The sequence below is a fragment of the Blastococcus sp. TF02-8 genome (assembly GCF_003319175.1).
Lineage (GTDB): Bacteria > Actinomycetota > Actinomycetes > Mycobacteriales > Geodermatophilaceae > Blastococcus.
Map to the genome: position 1 here is coordinate 701,497 of NZ_QOHK01000001.1, position 18,369 is coordinate 719,865.

At 73.3% G+C, this 18,369-nt stretch carries 16 protein-coding genes; 3 read left to right on the forward strand and 13 right to left on the reverse strand.

The annotated features are described in order from the left end of the window. Positions 1-18: 18 nt before the first annotated feature. The 8 genes from DQ237_RS03310 to DQ237_RS03340 form a co-directional block, all read right to left on the reverse strand. A complete protein-coding gene (locus DQ237_RS03310) occupies positions 19-1,140 on the reverse strand; it encodes an ABC transporter permease (protein ID WP_113797010.1) in 1,122 nt (373 codons plus the stop codon). Beyond that, positions 1,137-1,820, reverse strand: a complete 684-nt coding sequence (locus tag DQ237_RS03315; RefSeq protein ID WP_166509464.1) for an ABC transporter ATP-binding protein — start codon at positions 1,818-1,820, stop codon at positions 1,137-1,139. The genes DQ237_RS03310 and DQ237_RS03315 overlap by 4 nt, the downstream gene beginning before the upstream one ends. Continuing rightward, positions 1,817-2,875, reverse strand: a complete 1,059-nt coding sequence (locus DQ237_RS19570) for a hypothetical protein (protein ID WP_166509465.1) — start codon at positions 2,873-2,875, stop codon at positions 1,817-1,819. The genes DQ237_RS03315 and DQ237_RS19570 overlap by 4 nt, the downstream gene beginning before the upstream one ends. A 35-nt stretch (positions 2,876-2,910) precedes the next feature. Then, positions 2,911-3,447 (reverse strand): hypothetical protein, encoded by a 537-nt coding sequence (locus tag DQ237_RS03320; RefSeq protein WP_147251726.1) that lies wholly within the window; start codon positions 3,445-3,447, stop codon positions 2,911-2,913. 2 nt (positions 3,448-3,449) lie between these two features. Further along, entirely contained in the window at positions 3,450-3,854 is a 405-nt protein-coding gene (locus tag DQ237_RS03325; RefSeq protein WP_113797016.1) for a hypothetical protein, read from the reverse strand. 188 nt (positions 3,855-4,042) lie between these two features. Continuing rightward, positions 4,043-4,996, reverse strand: a complete 954-nt coding sequence (locus tag DQ237_RS03330) for a D-2-hydroxyacid dehydrogenase family protein (protein ID WP_113797018.1) — start codon at positions 4,994-4,996, stop codon at positions 4,043-4,045. 36 nt (positions 4,997-5,032) lie between these two features. Beyond that, positions 5,033-7,084, reverse strand: a complete 2,052-nt coding sequence (locus DQ237_RS03335) for a glycoside hydrolase family 5 protein (RefSeq protein WP_113797020.1) — start codon at positions 7,082-7,084, stop codon at positions 5,033-5,035. 121 nt (positions 7,085-7,205) lie between these two features. After that, a complete protein-coding gene (locus DQ237_RS03340) occupies positions 7,206-8,255 on the reverse strand; it encodes a DUF3048 domain-containing protein (protein WP_240619364.1) in 1,050 nt (349 codons plus the stop codon). Between the two features lie 246 nt (positions 8,256-8,501). Between DQ237_RS03340 and DQ237_RS03345 the strand changes: the two genes are divergently transcribed. Then, a complete protein-coding gene (locus DQ237_RS03345) occupies positions 8,502-10,118 on the forward strand; it encodes a hypothetical protein (RefSeq protein WP_147251727.1) in 1,617 nt (538 codons plus the stop codon). A 55-nt stretch (positions 10,119-10,173) separates the two neighbouring features. Here DQ237_RS03345 and DQ237_RS19575 read toward each other — a convergent pair whose 3' ends face one another. Together DQ237_RS19575 and DQ237_RS03350 are read right to left on the reverse strand one after the other, a co-directional pair. Then, positions 10,174-10,320, reverse strand: coding sequence for a hypothetical protein (locus DQ237_RS19575; RefSeq protein ID WP_166509466.1), 147 nt, complete (start codon positions 10,318-10,320; stop codon positions 10,174-10,176). Between the two features lie 90 nt (positions 10,321-10,410). Further along, positions 10,411-13,566 (reverse strand): carboxyl transferase domain-containing protein, encoded by a 3,156-nt coding sequence (locus DQ237_RS03350; RefSeq protein ID WP_113797024.1) that lies wholly within the window; start codon positions 13,564-13,566, stop codon positions 10,411-10,413. A 97-nt stretch (positions 13,567-13,663) separates the two neighbouring features. Here DQ237_RS03350 and DQ237_RS03355 point away from each other — a divergent pair, with 97 nt between their 5' ends. Both DQ237_RS03355 and DQ237_RS03360 read left to right on the forward strand, forming a co-directional pair. Further along, complete coding sequence (locus DQ237_RS03355) at positions 13,664-14,761, forward strand: DUF5925 domain-containing protein (protein WP_240619365.1); 1,098 nt, start codon at positions 13,664-13,666, stop codon at positions 14,759-14,761. A gap of 15 nt (positions 14,762-14,776) precedes the next feature. Beyond that, positions 14,777-15,676 (forward strand): SMP-30/gluconolactonase/LRE family protein, encoded by a 900-nt coding sequence (locus DQ237_RS03360; RefSeq protein WP_113797026.1) that lies wholly within the window; start codon positions 14,777-14,779, stop codon positions 15,674-15,676. A gap of 10 nt (positions 15,677-15,686) precedes the next feature. On the opposite strand, the gene DQ237_RS03365 is transcribed toward DQ237_RS03360, so the two are convergent. From DQ237_RS03365 to DQ237_RS03375, 3 genes are all read right to left on the reverse strand, one after another. Continuing rightward, positions 15,687-16,742: a diguanylate cyclase gene (locus DQ237_RS03365; RefSeq protein ID WP_113797028.1), complete on the reverse strand. Its 1,056-nt coding sequence runs from the start codon at positions 16,740-16,742 to the stop codon at positions 15,687-15,689. 62 nt (positions 16,743-16,804) lie between these two features. Then, positions 16,805-17,830, reverse strand: a complete 1,026-nt coding sequence (locus tag DQ237_RS03370) for an LLM class flavin-dependent oxidoreductase (RefSeq protein ID WP_113797029.1) — start codon at positions 17,828-17,830, stop codon at positions 16,805-16,807. A 38-nt stretch (positions 17,831-17,868) separates the two neighbouring features. After that, the gene (locus tag DQ237_RS03375) at positions 17,869-18,330 is read right to left on the reverse strand and encodes an NUDIX domain-containing protein (protein ID WP_113797031.1); all 462 of its coding nucleotides are present in this window, start codon (positions 18,328-18,330) and stop codon (positions 17,869-17,871) included. Positions 18,331-18,369 lie beyond the last annotated feature (39 nt).

The window sequence follows — 18,369 nt, forward strand, 5'->3', positions numbered from 1 at the left end:
GCACCGGGACCGACCGGCTCACTCGACGGCGAAGGCGGTCGCCGGTTCGATGCGTACCGCCAGCCATGCGGGAACCGCCGCGGCGAGCTCGCACATCACGATCGCCGCGCCCATGGCGGCGGCGAACAGCGCGAACTGCGGCTGGACCGGCCAGTGGTTGACGGCGGCGACCGCATACATCGCCACGGCGCTCACCACGATGCCGAGGGCTCCCCCGAGGACCCCGAGCCCGAGCCCCTCCGCCGCCACGAGACCGAAGACGGCGCGGCGCGGGGCGCCGTGGACACGCCGGATGGCGATCTCGGCGGTCCGCTGCCGGACGGCGGCGGCGAGCATGATCGCGATCCCGAGCCCGGCGATGACGAACGCCGCCACGCTCGCGTAGACGGCGAGCCCGTCGAGGGTCGACGTCGACTGCTGCTTGGCCGTCACCAGCGCCTGGGGCTGGCTGACCGCCAGAGCGCTGTGGGCGAGCGGATCGATCGAGCGGCGGATCCCGGCAGCGTCGAGCGCGGCGGCGGTCCGGATCACCAGGCGATCGGAGGCGGTGGCGCCGGCCAGCGCCAGCGCAGTGTCGGCGTCGACGACGAGCGCGTCGGCCAGCTCCGGCAGCAACGGGTCCCCGGCGATCACGCCGGTGGCGACGAAGCGGCGACCACCGGCGACGACCGTCGCCGGCAGGTCGAGGACGCCCAGCTCCTCGGCGGCCCGCTCGCCGAGGACCGCGAACGGCAGCCCAGGCACCGGGCGGGCGGTGCCGGAGAGCACGGGGTAGGGCGAGGACTTCCCCGACGCGTCCAGGCCGATCACGTGCACACCGCTGTCGGAGAGCTCCTGCGCATTGGGCCGCACCGGGACCTCCGTGGTGACCTCCCTCAGCGCGGCGGACACCTGGGGCAGACCGGCAGCGCGCGCGAGGGCCCCGTCGGGGAGTCGACCCGGCAGCCCGTCCGGCGCGGGTTGCGGCTCGACCAGCCAGGCGTCGGATCCCAGCGCGTCGAGGTCGGCCAGCAGCTTGGCTCCCGCCGAGTGGGTCAGGCTGGGGATGAGGGTCATGGCCGTCACCGCGACGACGACCATGGCGACGCCGGTGACCAGCACGCGAGGGCGGGCCAGGAGCGAGCGCAGCGCCTCGGTCACGGAGCGGTCCGGGTGAGCTCGTGGACCCCGAGCTCGCCCACGGTCCAGCGCCTGGTCCCGCGCGCGGCGAGGGCCTCGTCGTGGGTGACCACGATGAGGCAGCGGCCTGCGCTGAGGCTCTCGATGAGCTCGATGATGCTGGACCCGGTCGCAGCGTCGAGGTTCCCGGTCGGCTCGTCGGCCAGGATGACCTGGGGGTCACGGGCGATGGCCCGAGCCAGTGCCGCCCGCTGCCGCTCACCGCCGGACAGCTGTGTCGGGCGGTGGTCCATCCGGTGCGCCAGGCCTACGGCCTCGAGCGCCTCACCGGTGCGGCGACGACCCTCGGCCCGGTCGACCCGTTGGTACCGCATACCGAGCAGCACGTTCTCGGCGACCGACATCCAGGAGACGAGGTGCGCGGACTGGAACAGGTAGCCGATCGCATACCGGTGGGCCTGTGTGCGGGGACCACTCCGACCGAGGTCGTGGCCGCAGACGCGCACCGTGCCGGCCGACGGGAAGACGGTCCCGGCGATGACGTTGAGCAGCGTGCTCTTCCCCGCCCCCGACCTGCCGGTGACGGTGACGTAGTCGCCGCGGTGGACGCTGTGGGTGACCCCCTCGAGGATGGCCTCGTCGCGGTAGCGGACCGTCACGGCATCCAGCTCGACCAGTGCCTCGTCGGGTGCGCCGTTCACGGCGTGGTCGCCACCTCGGTGCCGGCGGAGAGCCCGTCGGTCACCGCGACCTCGGTCCCGTCGGTGGGACCGAGCGAGACCGGGCAACGCTGCGGCGCGGCACCGGGCTCGCGGCACTCGACGTAGGTCTGGCCGGCGGCGTCGACCCGGATCGCGGCGACCGGGACGGTCACCGAGCCGGTGGCGAGGACGACCCGCTGCTCGACGATGACCGACGTGCCCGGGGCGAGCCCGCCCTGGCCGGCGGGCGGCACCAGCTGGAGGGCGTACTTGTTCTCCGCCGTGAGCGTGGCCGATCCCGTCGGCGTGAGCGGTACCTCCGCGTCGTCGTCCCCTGCGACGGGGACGAGGACGTACACGGCCCCCTCCGGCGGGGTCCGGTCCAGTTCCACGGTGACCGCCAGGTCTCCGGAGCTGACGGTGAGCACCTCGCCGCCGCTGAACCCCTCGCCGACGTCGGCCGTCACCTCGGTCACGGTCCAGGGTCCGGGACCGTCCAGGAAGGACAGCTCCGCGCGGGCGAAGCCCGGGGTGCTCCCCATCCCGTGATGGTTCCGCCAGCGGGCGGCCGCCCGTCCCAGGGAGTCCCCGAAGGTGCCGTTCACCGCCCCGGTGAAGTCGCCCGTCCCGGCGAGGAACTGCTGGAGCTGACGGACGTCCTCGCCCTTCAGCGGGGGCTGGCCGGGCGCGGGCGCGAGCAGGTCGCGGTACATCGGGATGGCACCGGGCATCACCGTGACCGGCTTCTCGTCGACGTGCAGCCACAGCTGCCCGGGGGTCAACGTGTCGCCGACCGCCGCCCCCCGGGTGATGGTGCCGGAGGCCGACGAGGACAGCCCCGACGCGGTACGGGCGACGACCGTGCCGTCGTACGGCGCCACCTCGGTGACGTCGGAGACCTCGGCCGCTGTCCACCCTCCGAAGGAGGCACGGGCCGCCGCCGCGCCCGGCCCGGGGTCACCGCCGTCGGCGGAGCAGCCGGCGACCAGGACGCCCAGCAGCAGGCCGGTGGCGCACAGCAACCGGCCCGGGAACCCGGTGGGCGTCCTGGTCATCGTGGGTCCTCCTGCTCGGGCCGGCCGGCTGCGCGTCACTTCTCGGGGTTGGCCTGCTCCGCGAGGCGCGTGCAGTCGTTCAGGTCGTCCTTGAACGACGGGGACTCCTGCTCGGCCTGCGGGACGGAGTAGCCGAGCGACGGTGTCCCGTCGACGAAGTGCCCGCTGGTCTCGCCGGTGACGTGGTAGTCCCTGTCACCCAGGCAGTCGATGATCGCCTGGGAGATGCGGTTGATGCGGGCGGACTCACCGTCGGCGACCGGGCGCGTGGTCAGACGCTGGCACTCGTCGGCGGCACCCTGGGCCTCCGGATCGGTCTGGTCGACCAGGGTCAGGCTGCCGTCGTCGCCCTGGCGGTACCGGACGCCTCGGTCGTCCAGGCACTCCTGGAAGCCGGCGGGCGAGTAGTCGTACTGCGCCGTGTCCCCGGACGAGGCGGAGGGCGGGTCAGCTTCTTCTCCGGACGTGCACCCGGCCACGGTGAGCGCGGCGGCCAGGAGGACCAGGGCGCGACGGGTGGTGCCAGGGCGGCACGTGGCCGCCCTGGCACCGTTCGTGGTTCTGGTTCCCATCGTCAGACGCGCGTGCACGAGCGGTCGTAGTAGAAGTTCTGACCGGCCCCGTAGTTGGTGACCTTCTCGCTGTTGGCCAGCGAGGGGATGTTGCCGCTGCTCCACCAGCCGACCCAGCCGACCGAGGCGTCGGGGTCGTTGCTGCGCTGGGCGATGAAGCCGGTGGCGTTGTCACCGGAGAAGACGCCCACGTAGAAGACGCCGGTCTGCGTCATCTGCTGCGCGCGGAAGCGCCACGCCGTGTTGTCGTTGACGTAGGCGCCACCGTTTCCACCGATGTACTGGTAGTGACCGGTGGACGTGCCGTTGACGCAGCTCGTCTCGGCCGCCTGCGCCGTCGCCGGCACCGTCGCCACCAGGGCGGCAGTGACCGCCGCAGCGGCGCCGAGCATGTTCTTGATGCGCATGAGAACCATCTCCTCACGATGACCACTCACAAGGTCCCCGATGACCTCGCGTGTCGGACAGGTCACACCCTGACGAACATGGTTACAGAAGTCCATAGTTTCGATACATGATGGTTCGCATGGGACGGATGGGGCAGGCGGGGCAGGTGTGACGACCCGCCACGGTCCAGCACCGTGCAGCGGCTGCGTCAATCGGCGATGACTCGGACGGGGCTGCCGGCGACCCAGGCGGCGACGTCGTCCACCGCCTCGCCGTAGAACACCCCGTAGGTGCCGCGGGTGACGTAGCCCAGATGCGGGGTGAGCACGGTCCGCGGCGCGGTCCGCAGCGGGGAGTCGGCCGGCAGCGGCTCGGAGTCGTAGACGTCGAGCGCCGCCCCGCCGATGCGGCCGTCGGTCAGCGCGTCGAGCAGCGGCTGCTGCTGCACGATCGGTCCGCGACTGGTGTTGACCAGCACCGCGGTGTGCTTCATCAGGGCGAGGTCGTCGGCACCGATCAGCCCGCGGGTCCGCTTCGACAGCAACAGGTGGATGGTGATGACGTCGGCGGTCGCGAACAGCTCGTCCCGCTCGACCCGCCGCACTCCCACCTCGGCAGCCCGCCCGTCGGTGAGGTTCTGGCTCCACGCGACGACGTCCATCCCGAACGCCTGCCCGATCGCGGCCACCCGGCTGCCGAGCCGGCCCAGGCCGACGACCCCGAGCCGCGCGCCGGCGAGGTCGGTGCCGATGGTCTGCTGCCACCCCCCGGCGCGCACGGCGGCGTCCTCGGCCGGGATGTGTCGCACCGCCGCCAGGATCAGCGCCCAGGCCAGCTCGACGGTGGCCGTGGCGTTCGACCCCGTCCCGCACACGGTGATGCCGTGCTCGGCCGCGGCCGCCACGTCGATGGACTTGTTGCGCATGCCGGTGGTGACCAGCAGCCGCAGGTCCGGCAGCCGCTCGAGCAGGCTGCGGCGGAACTCCGTGCGCTCCCGCATGGCGACGACGACCTGGAAGCCCTGCAGCGCCGCGGCGACCGCGTCCTCGTCCCCGAGGTGCTCGGTGAACGCGACGACCTCCACCTCTCCCGGCACCCGGGACCAGTCGCAGAACTCGGCGGCGATCGACTGGTAGTCGTCCAGGACGGCGATACGGGTCATGCCGACGGTCTACCGGATGCGGGGGTCGCCGACGAGTCAGACCAGGGCGGCGCGGTCCTCGGTCGTCCAGCCCTCGACCTCGCCCAGCACGAACGTCTGCCCGCCGGCCGGCACCCGCCGCCCCTCCTCGACGGCGTACTGCACCGTCCGGAGCGCGGGCGTGCGCTCGCTCTCCCACTCCACCGCGAGCGAGAGCCGCTCCCCCGGTTCGAGCACCAGCCCCCGGATCCCCCGCGCGGGCTCCAGCACCGCGAGCCGCCCGTGGCCGGCGTCCACCAGGTTCTCCAGCCGGCCGAGCCGCCCGCGCAGCTCGCGGTGCGGGACGAGGAACAGCCGACCGTCGAAGGGGTCCACCAGCTCCCGCCACCGGTCCAGCGGCTCGAAGCCGATCTCGACCTCCTCGGCCCAGCCGTGCGGGTTGGCGACGACGAGGTGATGGAAGGCGTTCCGCCCGGCCGGGTCCACGTGGATGTTGCGCGAGGCGACGTGGCTCATCCGCAGGATGTTCGTGTTGAGGTTCGTGCCGGTGAACCCGTCGTACCAGGGCTGCCCGGGCTTGATCACGGCGGCGAGCAGGCAGAAGTGGCCGTCCTTGTCGGGATGGGCCAGCGGGTCCGGCGGGGAGTTCCACGGGATCGCGAGGACCGTCGAGGCCCCCGGGGCGATCGGCGCTCCGAAAGCGACCCCCGCGGCGATGGTTCCGCCGAGGGCCGGGTTCGACCCGTCCCAGGGCGCCGGCCAGGAGAGCCCCGCCGAGGCCTTGGCCCACCGCAGGGTGACGACGTCGGTGCCGGTCCCCGGCCAGGTGCCGCTCCCGCGGTTGGTGACGCGGACGTAGACCGTGCAGGGCCGGGCACCCTGCACCGGCTCGGTGGCCAGACCCCCGTCGGGGTTCTGCCGCACCCAGATGTCGGGGCTCTCCCAGGCCACCGTCGTCGTCTTGTTCTCCCCGTTCCCCGGGTCGGCGGGGTTGTCGTGCAGGGCCAGCCGCGGAGTGCGGACGGAGCTCGCGACCAGGTTCGCGTAGACGGTGCGGGTGGCGCCCTCGTCGAGGGTCAGTCCCCAGTGGTAGCCCTGCGGGTTCTTCGAGTCGCCGGCGTTCCACCAACCGGCGGCGGAGTTGCCCCACCAGTTCCAGCCGACGAGGACGTCGTCGTTGGCCAGGCAGAACTGCTGCCAGTTGGCCCACTGGGTCTGCGCGAAGGCGAAGGTGCTGCCGAAGGGCGGGAGCCCGTTGTCGCCGGCGTCGATGGCGATCTCGCCGACGTGCACCTTCGCGCCGGCGCTGCGGGCCCAGGCGACGAGAGCGGTGCACGCGTCGGGGAGGACGGTCGGGCTCGCGGCGCCGGCTCCCTCCACACCCGAGTAGCAGTGCACGGTGACGCCGAGGTTGCGCAGCGGGTCGTTGAGCGCCGCCCACTTCACCGCGCTGCCGTTGGTGGTGAACGCCTGAGCCGACGTCCACGTCATTCCGGGCACCAGGATGGTGTTGACGTGCCCGGCGGTGCGGATAGCGGTGATCGCTGCCTGGGCGCAGGTGAACCAGTCGTCCAGGCTGATGCCGATGTCGCCGGGCAGGCCGCTCTCCTGGTCGGTGTGCGGCTCGTTGATCAGGTCGTAGGCGACGCGCTCGTCGTTGCCCGTGGCCGCGTTGACCGCGGTGGCGAAGCGCGCCCAGAAGTCGGCGAACGTCGCGGGTGCGATCGCCTGGCCCTGGTAGACGATGTCGGTGTTCCCCGACGCCGGGTTGTACTGCCAGGGCGCGAGGACGACGACCATCCCCCGGGCCCGGCAGCGGGTGACCACGCCCATCAGGTCGGTCCAGTAGTTGGCGTAGTTCGCCCCCGGTGGCGGGACGGGCCCGCCCGCGGTCGCCTGCACCGCCTCCCAGGTGAACATCACGCGCACCGACGTCATCCCCATCGGGTTCGCCCCGGCCGAGTCGTACCAGTCGAGGAGCGCGTCGGGGTAGGTCGGGTAGTGCGTGCCGCGCACCGGACCCCCGGGCGGCACGGTGCCGATGTTCATGGACACGTGGTTGACGCCGTTGCGCTGCGCGCCGAGCACGTGGTTGGCCGGGTACCGCATGGCCGCCTCCGCGAGCCGCTGGGTCCGCGGTGTGCGGGCCGTCTCGAGCGCGCGCGACGCTAGTCCTGCCGCCGTCCCGCGTGCGGTCCCGCGGTGCGCGACCGGGGCGGCCGCGCGCGTCTCATCCGACGGTGACCGAACCGCTGCGGGTGGGCACGAGCTCGATCCAGGTGGTGCCTGCGGCGAGCAGGATCGGCGTGCCGTGGAGGTCGGTGAGGACCACGCGGTCGCTGTCGGAGCCCTTGGACCAGCGGGCCGGCAGCGTGTGTCCGGCGCTGGCGACGAGCGCCTCTCCCCCGCCCACCATGTCGGTCTCGGGCACGGGGTTCCCGGCGGGGTCGGTGTACCGCGTGTTCGCGATGTCGACCCGCAGCACGACGACGTTCGTGGCCTTGAGCGTCTGCCCGTCGGCCTGCATCGCCGGGGCGTTGCCCTCGCTGCGCAACCACACCTGCAGGGTGGGGTCCCATTGCCAGCTCGGTGCACTCATGCCGGAGAGCTCCAGCCGCAGCGCGCCGGCCGGTGTCCCGGTGCCGAGCGCGCTCGGCTGGTCGGCCGAGCTGGCCATGCTGAACTGCTCGATCGGGTCGCTGGTGTGCGCGGGGTCGGCCTGGGCCAGGAAGTCGGCGGGGTTCGCGTACACGTTGTGCGGCGCGCTGCGCCCGTCGATCCGGTAGAAGCCCCCCGCGCCGCCGTCGTGGCTGACCACCTGCAGGCCGGCGTCCTCGACCGCCTCCACGAACGGTCGCTGGCCGCCGGAGAAGGCGAACAGGCCGTGCAAGGGGGCGGCGATCGCGGCGTCCATCGGCCGGACCGAGCGGATCGGCCCGATCTCCGGCGGCAGCGTGGAGTGGAAGACGGCGACGAAGCGGGTGATGCCGCCCTCGACGACCTCTTCCCACACGAGGTCGGCCGAGTTGAGGCCGGACTGCGGGCGGGACTCGGGCGAGTTCTCGATCTTCACCGCCAGCGCCGGGCGCTCGACCGGCTGGGTGGTCTCCACACCGGTGAGCGGCCAGGGGAACGTCGGCGGGGGTGGCGGCGGCGCGGGCCTGGTCGTGGGCGCGGCCTGCGGCGTGGTGGCGTGCGGGGCACAGCCGGTCGACGAGGCGAGTCCGGCGGCGACGGCGAGGGCCGCGACGGCGCGGGAGGTCCGGCGGAGTCGGTGCACGGGGCGGGCTCCTGCGTCGGCGGGCGTGGGTCCGCCCGGCGAGCGGCCTCGGCGACACCGAAGCGTCGCCGCAGTGGTTATCGGCCGAGCGGCCGCGGAACGGCACCGGTGCGTGACTGGTCCCACCGTCAGTCCGCAGAAAGCGCACGCAGGGTGGCGCACATCCGCGCAAGTCCTGGTCCAGGGTTGACACGACGGGGCGCCCGCGGCCTGGATGTGCTGCACACCTGGGACGAGGGAGCCCTCATGGCACACACGCGCCGGGCCGCGGTACTGCTGCTCGCTGCTCTGGTCGTATCCGCGGGCTGCTCGGCGGACACGGAGGAGGCGCCCGCTCCTCTGGCCACGGCCGCGCCCCTGCCTGGTTCACCCACGACCACGCCGTCACCCGAGCTCGCCGAGGGCACGGTCACTCCGGCGGGTTCCTACATCGAGGGTCCCGACGGCGTGACGTTGATCGTTCCGCCCGGCACCGTGCAGGAGCCCACCGCCGCGCACGTACGGGAGCTCCCGGACGGATACGACGTGCACATCGACGGTGCGTGGGACGGCTTCGTGATGGTGCTGATGCCGATCGGTGACCTCCCCGAGGACACCGAACCGGTTCTCCTGCACCACGCAGCCGAGGGGCAGGTGCTCGAACCGGCGGTCGTGGTCGGCGACCACCTGGTGGCCCGCCTCGAGTCGCTGTCGGTGATCGAGCTGCTCAAGTGCTCGATCCCACCGACGAACGCCCTGAAGTGCCTGGCGAAGGACGGTTACAAGGAACTCAAGAAGGAGGCCCTGAACCAGGGCGGGAAGAAGGCCACCGACCCGCTGGCGTGCGGCGACGTGCTGGACGTCGTCGGCTGGTTCACCGGCGAGGAGGCATGCCACGCCGGTGAGACGCAGGAGGAGATAGACGCCTGGCAGAAGGCCGAGGAGGAACGGCGACGCAAGGAGCAGCAGGGCACGCCACCATCCGGCGCGGCGCCCCCGGCAGCAGCTCCCGTGAGCGAGGTTCGGTTGTCGCGCGGCGGAGCGGCTCCGCAGGGCTCCTACTACGACGTCCGGCTGGCCGGTTTCGCCCCCGGGACGACAGTCCAGGTGTCCTGCCGCGACAGCGCGGACCCCGGGGGTTTCCTGACCTTCACCCTGGCGACCGACGCCGCGGGCGAAGCCGCCGCGTCGAACCGGTGCTATTCGGGAGACGGACCGGACCACTGGGTGGTCGCCGGCGGACGGGAATCGAACCACGTCTCGTGGGCCGCTTCTGGTGGGACCGGCGCAGCCCCGCCCCCGCCCGCTCCGCCTCCGCCCGCCCCACCGAGCAGGAATCCGGTGGTCTCCCTGGCGCAGGGACCGTCCGCCCCTGCGGGCTACCGGTACGCGGTGTCGCTCAGCGGCTTCTCGCCCGGGGCGGCGGTGACCGTCACCTGCCACGACAGCGCCGACCCCGGCGGGTTCTTCACCTTCACCATGACCACCGACGGAGCCGGCAACGCCTTCACCCAGAACCAGTGCTACTCCGGCGACGGACCCGATCACTGGGTCCGGGCAGGTGGACGCGAGTCCAACCACGTCGCCTGGTCCGCGGCAGCGCCGCCTCCTCCGCCTCCGGCCGCGAATCCGGTGGTCTCCCTGGGGCGCGGACCGGGCGCGCCTGCGGGCTACCGGTACGCGGTGTCGCTCAGCGGCTTCTCACCCGGGGCGGCGGTGACCGTCACCTGCCACGACAGCGCCGACCCCGGCGGGTTCTTCACCTTCACCATGACCACCGACGGAGCCGGCAACGCCTTCACCCAGAACCAGTGCTACTCCGGCGACGGACCTGATCACTGGGTCCGGGCAGGTGGACGCGAGTCCAACCACGTGACCTGGTGAACGAGGACGCCCCCTCTCCTCGGCCGAGGAGAGGGGGCGCCGTCGTGCGCTGAGGTCAGCGACGGCCGGTCTTGCCGCTGCGGCTCTTCTGGAAGTCCGCGATGGCCTTCTTGATCTTCGCCTGGTTCTCGGGCTTGCGGGCCTCCTGGACCACCTTCGCCGCGATCCCCGAAGCGATCAGCTTCCTGAACATGCCTGCCATGGTCTTCCTCCTTCGATCGTCGGACCCTCTCCTGCCCTGACGAACGGGCCGCCAACCACGTGCCCGGCTTCTCCACCCGGTCGGGCGGCGTCACCAGGTGTCGACGTGCGGGCGCGCCCGCCCTGCCGGCCGCGGGTTCTCGGCCACCTCGCGGGTCAGCGTGCTGATCCAGCGGCGGGTGTCGACGGGGTCGATGACGTCGTCGATCTCCCAGTGCGCGGCCACGTTCAGCCCGCGCCCGTTCTCGTAGGAGTGGGCCACCGCCGCTTGGAACGCCGCCTCGCGCTCCTCGTCGTCCTCGATGGCGGCGAGCTCGCGCTTCATACCGAGCCGCACCGCCCCCTCGAGGCCCATCGGGCCGAACTCGCTGGTGGGCCAGCCGACGGTGAAGCGCGGCACCTTGGTGCTGCCGCCGGCCATCGCCTGCGCGCCGAGGCCGTAGGCCTTGCGGACGACGACGGTCCCGATCGGCACCGACAGGTTCGCGCCGATGACGAACAACCGGGAGAAGTGCCGCACGGTCGCGGTCTTCTCCGACTCGACGCCGACCATGAAGCCGGGGGTGTCGCACAGCGAGACGACCGGCAGCCCGTGGGCGTCGCAGAGCTGGAGGAAGCGGGCGGCCTTGTCCGCGGCGTCGGAGTCGATCGCGCCGCCGAGGTGGGTGGGGACGTTCGCGATCACGCCGACCGGCGCGCCCTCGACGCGGGCCAGCGCGGTGATCATGCCGGCACCCCAGCCGTCGCGGAGCTCGAGCACCGAGTCCTCGTCGAACAGGGCCCGCAGCACCGCGCGCATGTCGTAGACGCGCTTGCGGTTCTCGGGCACCAGGTGCCGCAGCGCGCGCTGGTCGGGGGCGGCCCAGTCGGCGACCGGGCCCTGGAAGTAGGAGAGGTACTTCCTGGCCGCGGCGACGGCGGCGGCGTCGTCGGCCACCCGGAGGTCGACGACGCCGTTGGCGTGCTGGACGTCGATCGGCCCGATCTCCTCCGGCTTGACGACGCCGAGCCCGCCACCCTCGATCATCGCCGGGCCACCCATGCCGATGTTCGCGTCCTCGGTGGCGATGACGACGTCGCAGGTGCCGAGCAGGGCCGCGTTGCCGGCGAAGCAGCGGCCACTGGCGATGCCGACGGTGGGCACGAGACCGGAGAGCCGGCCGAACAGCGTGAAGGCGGCGGTGTCGAGCGCGGAGACGACCGGGTGGTCGACGTCGCCGGGCCGCCCTCCCCCGCCCTCGGCGAAGAGGACGACGGGCAGGCGGCGCTTCTCGGCCAGCTCGAAGAGGCGGTCCTTCTTCAGGTGGCCGCGCATGCCCTGGGTGCCGGCGAGCACGGTGTAGTCGTAGGAGACGACGACGGTCGCCCCGCCGTCGATGTCGGCTAGCCCGCCGACCACGCCGTCGGCCGGGGTGCGCTCCTGCAGCTCCTCCCTGCTGCGGCGGCGCTCCTGCGCGGCGAAGACCAGCGGCCCGTACTCGAGGAAGCTCCCCTCGTCGACGAGGCCGGCGAGGTTCTCCCGGGCTGTGCGCCGGCCCTGGGCGTGCCGCTTGGCGACCGCCTCGGGGCGGAACTCGTCCAGCCCGATCTCGTGCCGGCGGCGCACCTCGGCGAGGTCGGGCCGGTCGGCGTCCAGGTCGAGCTGGGCGGCCTCCTGCTCGGTGCCCCCGGAGGCGTGCGCGACGTCGGCCAGCAGCTGCCCCTGCGCGACGGTGTCGCCCACCTGCACGGCGAGCCGGAGCACGGTGCCGCCGGCGGGCAGTGCGACGACGTGCTCCATCTTCATCGCCTCGAGCACCACGACCGCTCCCCCGGGCCGGACCGTCGTCCCGGCCCGCGCCTCGACGGCGACGACCGTGCCGGGGACCGGTGCGCGCAGCCCGTCGCCGTCCTGCGGGTGGAGCGGGGTCTCTCCCGCCAGCTCGGCCAGGTGGTCGTCGACGAACGTGGTGGTGGCCCGGGTGATCTCCGGGTGCCGGAGCAGGGCACGCAGGAAGCCGGTGTTGGTGGCGACGCCCCCGACCTGCACCTCGCCCAGCGCCCGGTGCAGGTGCGCCAGGGCGGCGTCGAGGCCGCCGGACCGCTCGTGGACGACGACCTTGGCCAGCAGCGGGTCGTAGCGCGGGCTCTGCTCGGCGCCGGGGCGGGCGGCGGTGTCGACCCGCACCCCGGGGCCGCCGGGCAGCGCCAGCGTGGTGATCGTGCCCGCGCTGGGGACGACGCCGCCCGCGGTGACGGTCTCGGCGTTGATCCGCGCCTGCACGGCGAACCCGACCGGCACGGGGTCGAGGTCCACCTCGGCCAGCGTGGCGCCCGCGGCGACGCGCAGCTGCAGCCGCACGAGGTCCAGGCCGAGCGTCTCCTCGGTGACCGTGTGCTCGACCTGCAGCCGCGGGTTGCACTCCAGGAAGGCGAACCGGTGTGGCGCGTCCGCGGGGACGAGGAACTCCACGGTGCCGAGCCCGGAGAACTCCGGGCCGACGACGGCGACCGCGGCCTCGGCCAGCCGGGCGCGGACGTCGTCCGGCAGGTCCGGGGCGGGTGCGATCTCGACGATCTTCTGCCGGTTGCGCTGCAGCGAGCAGTCCCGGTCGCCGAGGGCGGTCACGTGCCGACCGTCGCCGAGCACCTGCACCTCGATGTGCCGGGCCCGCTCGATCAGCTCCTCGGCCAGGAGGGCCTCGCTGCCGAAGGCGACCCGGGCGGCGGTGCCCAGCTGCTCGACAGCGGCCGCGACGTCGTCCCCGCGCCGGAGGATGTGCGTGGCCCGACCGCCTCCACCGAACCGGGCCTTGAGCATGACCGCGCCGGTCTCCTCCAGCAGCGCGGTGACGCCCGCGACGTCGCCGTCGGCGGTGCGCAGGACCGGGACGCCGGCGACCTCGGCCGCCTGCCGGGCGAGCACCTTGTCGCCGAGGGTGGCGAGCGCGGCGGCTCCCGGGCCCACGACGGTGATGCCGGCGTCGGCACAGGCCTCGCTCAGCTCGGGGGTCTCGGAGAGGAACCCGTAACCGGGGTGGACCAGGGTGCAGCCAGTGTCCGCGGCGGCCCGCGCGACCGCCGCCGCGTCGAGGTAGGCGGCCGGCCCGCGGCCGGGGAGGAGGTAGCTCTCGTCCGCAGCGGAGAGGTGCGGGGCGTCGGGCTCGTCGGCTGCGGTGATGGCGACCGAGACCAACCCCTCGGCGGCCGCGGCGCGGGCGATGCGGACGGCGATCTCGCCGCGGTTGGCGATCAGCAGGCGAGCCACCGCGCGATGCTCGCACGCGGCGCCGATATCCGTTTCCCGGCTGTCGGCACCTGCCCCTACCGTGCCTAGCGAGCAACGCCCCGAACATGGGAGATCCGTGACCGATCCCGTCGTCCGGCTGACCGCCGGCGAACCGCTGAACGCCTCGATGTGGCTCGACCGCCTCGACGAGGTGAGCACCGGCATGCTCCTGCAGCCCCAGTGGGACGGCTCCATGCCCTACTACCGGAAGGGGAGCGTGCCGGGAGCGGTCGACGACCCGTGCGGCATCGCCCCGGAGGAGGCCGTCCTCCGGCTGGACCAGAAGGACCGCAACGACCGCACCGTCGTTCTCTCGGTGCCGGGCGCACTCCTGCGGATCAGCGTCGAGAGCCGGGTGACCTCGATCGACGTGGTCGGTACCGAGCTGCCCGTGGTCGAGCGACTGGTCGCGCAGCTCGTCGCCCGGGCGGAGGAGGTCACGATCGCCCCGGACGGCCAGGTGCGCATGGGGTTCTGGTCGTTCAGCGACGGGTCCGGCGACCGGTCCTCCCGCCAGGTGACCGCTCCACATTGGGGGGAGGTGGCGGGCAACTACGGCGGGCGCACCCGGGAGTCACTGGCCTCGCTCATGACGACGACGGACATGACTGGCCGGGCGGGGCGGCTGATCCTCTGGCACGGCGCACCCGGCACCGGGAAGACGACCGCGGTGCGGGCGCTGAGCCGGGAGTGGGCCGACTGGTGCGGTGTGCACTACGTGATGGACCCCGAGCGGTTGTTCGGCGAGCCGGCGTACCTGCTGGACGTCGCCGGGGCGGACCAGGACGACCTGCACGGGGACGGCGCCCGCTGGCGGCTCGTGGTCGCCGAGGACTGCGACGAGTACCTGCGCTCGGACGCCAAGCTGCGCGCCGGCGCCTCGCTGGGCCGGCTGCTGAACCTGTGCGACGGCATCCTCGGACACGGGCTCAAGGTGCTGGTCCTGCTGACGACGAACGAGGACGTCGGGCTGCTGCACCCCGCGATCACCCGGCCCGGCCGCTGCCTGAGCCAGGTGGAGTTCGAACCGCTGTCTCGCGCGGAGGCGCAGAGCTGGCTCGGCGCGGGGGCCACCGCGCCGGACCGGCCGCTCACGCTCGCCGAGCTCTACGCGCTGCGCGAGGAGCGTGCCGGGACCGTCAGCCGCGCAAGCAGTGCCGGCGGCTACCTGTAGCCGTACGGTCCGCTCATGGCTGAGCGAGAGTTCCGGACGGTGCTCGAGGGTGGTTCGTACTTCGAGGGGCCGCGGTGGCACGACGGCGCGTGGTGGGCGTCGGACTTCTACCGGCACACGGTCAGCCGGGTGGAACCCGGGGGCGGCGAGACCGTGGTCCTCGAGGTCGAGAACCAGCCCTCGGGCCTGGGCTGGCTCCCGGACGGGTCGCTGCTCGTCGTCTCGATGAAGGACCACCGGCTGCTGCGCGTGACCGACGGCGAGGTGACCACGCACGCCGACCTGTCCGAGCACTGCGGCGGGCACCTCAACGACATGGTGGTCGACGCCGCGGGTCGGGCGTTCGTGGGCGACTTCGGCTTCGACCTGATGGGCGGCGGCGCCCCCGCCCCGGCGTCGGTGAAGCGGGTGGACCCCGACGGCACGGTCACCGTCACCGCCGAGGGGCTGCGCTTCCCGAACGGGTCGGTGATCACCCCGGACGGCGGCACGCTGATCGTCGGCGAGACGTGGGGCAACCGCTTCACCGCGTTCGACATCGCCACCGACGGGTCGCTGGGCAACCGCCGGGTGTGGGGCGCCTTCGGCGAGGAGCCGGTGGGCGACTCGATCGAGCAGCTGCTGGGCCAGGTCGTCGTCGCCCCCGACGGGTGCACCCTGGACGCCGAGGGCCACATCTGGGTGGCCGACGGGTTCGGCTCACGAGTGCTGCGGGTGGCTCCCGGCGGCGGGATCGTCGAGGAGATCACCGCACCGGAGGACATGGGCGTGTTCGCCTGCGCGCTCGGCGGAGACGACGGCCGGACGCTGCTGATGTGCTGCGCCCCGGATTTCTACGAGCACACGCGGGCGCCGGTGCGCGAGGCGGTGCTGGTGTCCACGGACGTCGCCGTCCCGCACGCCGGGAGGCCGTGACCGGCGGGGGTCAGCGCAGGTGGGTCCGCAGCGAGGAGCTGGTGCGGGCCACGCCGCCGCCGAAGAGCTCCGCCCGCCCGCGCCCGAGGATCTTGGCGTCGTAGAGGGCGCGGTCGGCGGTGCGCATCAGCTGCGAGGCGCTGTCGCCGAAGCGGTACTGGGCCACGCCGCAGGACAGTGAGATGTCGGGGTGCAGCGAGCAGATCCGCCGCACCTCGGCGAGGGCCTCCCGTCCGGGCACCCCGGGGAGGAGCAGCGAGAACTCGTCGCCTCCGTGCCGGGCGAGGAACGCGCCGTCGGGGAGCTCGCGCCGCCAGACGTCGGCCACCCGGCACAGCACGCGGTCGCCCGCCTCGTGACCGTGGGTGTCGTTGACCGCCTTGAAGTGGTCGACGTCGATGAGCACGGCCGAGAGCGCCCCGCGGGTGCGGCCGGCCTCGGACATGAGCTCGTCGAGCGCCTGGTCGAAGCCTCGGCGGTTGCTCAGGCCGGTGAGCGGGTCGCGGCTGGCGCTGGAGGCCAGCACGACGAGCCGCTGGATGACCAGGCCGATCCCGACCAGCACGAGATCCAGGCCGAGGACCACCCCGAGCGCGAGGCCGCTGAGCAGCAGAGCGACGGTGACACCGAGGACGGCAACGGCCAGGTGCACGAACGCCTGGCGGCCGGCGAAGAAGAAGTGCGCGTCGACGACCACGAACGCGATGAGCATCGCGGCGGCGAGCGAGGTGGTGTGGTCGGGGGCGGCGAGGGTGGCGGTGGTGATCAGCCCGGTCGCGGCGCCGACGGCGACGTGGAAGAACTCGCGGGGCCACTCGGAACCGAAGGTGGCGACGACGGCCGCGGCGACCAGCGCCATCCCCGAGAGCAGGAAGAGCACCCCGGTGCGGAAGCCGGACTCGGCGCTGGAGGAGATGAGCAGCCCGGCCGTGCCGCCGAACGCGTAGAAGGTGGCCAGCGTCCGCGCCATCACGCGGATGGTCGCCACCTCGGGCGCGTCGGAGCGGCTCACCTTGCGTACGTCGGTCGCTCGGGCCCGGTTCTTGACCCGTTCCAGTGCTCGCACGCTTCATTACTACCCACCGGAGTGACGTTCTCAGCGCCCGGGCGGGCCTCCCGTGGTCAGAGTCACTGGCCGGCGGGGGCCCAGCCGAGCGCGGGGCCGAGGCGGGTGGCGATGTCGGTGAGGATCTGCGCGTAGTCCTCGTGCTCGAAGCTGAACGGCAGCGCGAAGACCACCTCGCGCACCTCGCGGAAGCCCGCGTGCGCGTAGAGCTGCTCGGCGATCTGCTCGGAGGTGCCGAGCAGATCGGGGGCGAACAGCAGCCGGCCGGGCCCCTGCGGGGTGCCGACCCGCGGCAGGCGCGACTCGACGTAGGCGGCGTACTTCGCGCGCTGCCCGTCGGTGGCCGAGTCGGTGGGGATGACGACGAGGCCCTGCGAGACGCGGGCCGCCTCCCCCGCCGGCGAGGCCGCGCGGAAGGCACGGACCTGCGCGGCCTGGATCTCGGCGAAGTCGACCGAGTCGTTCTCCGCGCTGACCACGCTGCTGGTCAGGAAGTTCATGCCGTGCTCGCCGGCCCACGTCGCCGACCGGGTGCTGCCGCCGCCGTACCAGAGGCGCTGCCGCAGGCCGGGTGAGTGCGGCTCGACCCGGTCGGACCACTCCTCGATGCCCTCGCGGCCGCGGACGGTGCCGGCCTGCTCGCCACCGACGAACCGCAGCAGCCGCTCGACCCGCTCGTAGCTGAAGTCCTCGGCGTCGGCGGTGTCCGGGTACAGCGATTCCTTGACGGCGTCCCAGCGCATCGGCGGGCCGACGCTCACCCCGGGGTTGAGCCGGCCGCCGGAGAGCAGGTCGACGGTGGCGAGGTCCTCGGCCAGCCGCAGCGGGTTCTCCCAGCCGAGCGGGATGACGGCGGTGCCCAGCTCGATGCGGGAGGTGCGCTGGGTGGCGGCGCCGAGGACGGCGATCGGCGAGGAGATGCCGTACTGGAGGTGGCGGTGCCGGAGGTAGGCGCTGTCGAAGCCGAGCTGCTCGCCGAGGGCGATGACGTCGAGCGTCGTCTCGTGGCCGGCGCGCGGGTCGTCGCGGTCGAAGAGGCCGATGGTCAGGAAGCCGAGCTTCTCCAGCGGGGTACCAGGGGCGGGCATGCTCGGCTCCTCGGGTCGGACGTCGGCTCCATCGTCGCTCAGGCGTCCGCGAGGGAGGCGGCCAGCCGGTCGAGGAAGGGCAGCTGCGCCTTGACGATCTTGCTGCGGGCGGTGTCGAGGTCGAACCAGGCGGCCCGGTCGATCTCGGGGAAGCTCTGCATCCGGCCCGACCGCGGCGGCCACTCGATCTCGAAGGTGTTGCTGGTGATCGCGCCGGCGTCCAGGTCGCCCTCCCCCGCCCAGACGGCGAGCAGCTTGCGGCCTCGCACCTCGCCCAGGGGTTGCAGGTCCGTGGGTGCCGACGCGCCCAGCTCCTCGGCGAACTCGCGGCGCGCGGCGGCTTCGGCGTCCTCGTCCGGGTCGTGCTCGCCCTTGGGGATCGACCACGCGCCGTCGTCCTTCTTCGCCCAGAACGGCCCACCCATGTGCCCGAGCAGCACCTCGACGCCGGCGTCGGTGCGGCGGTACAGGAGGACGCCGGAGCTGCGGACGGGAGGCACTCCGCCAGCGTGGCAGAGCGGTGGGTGATGATCGGCTCC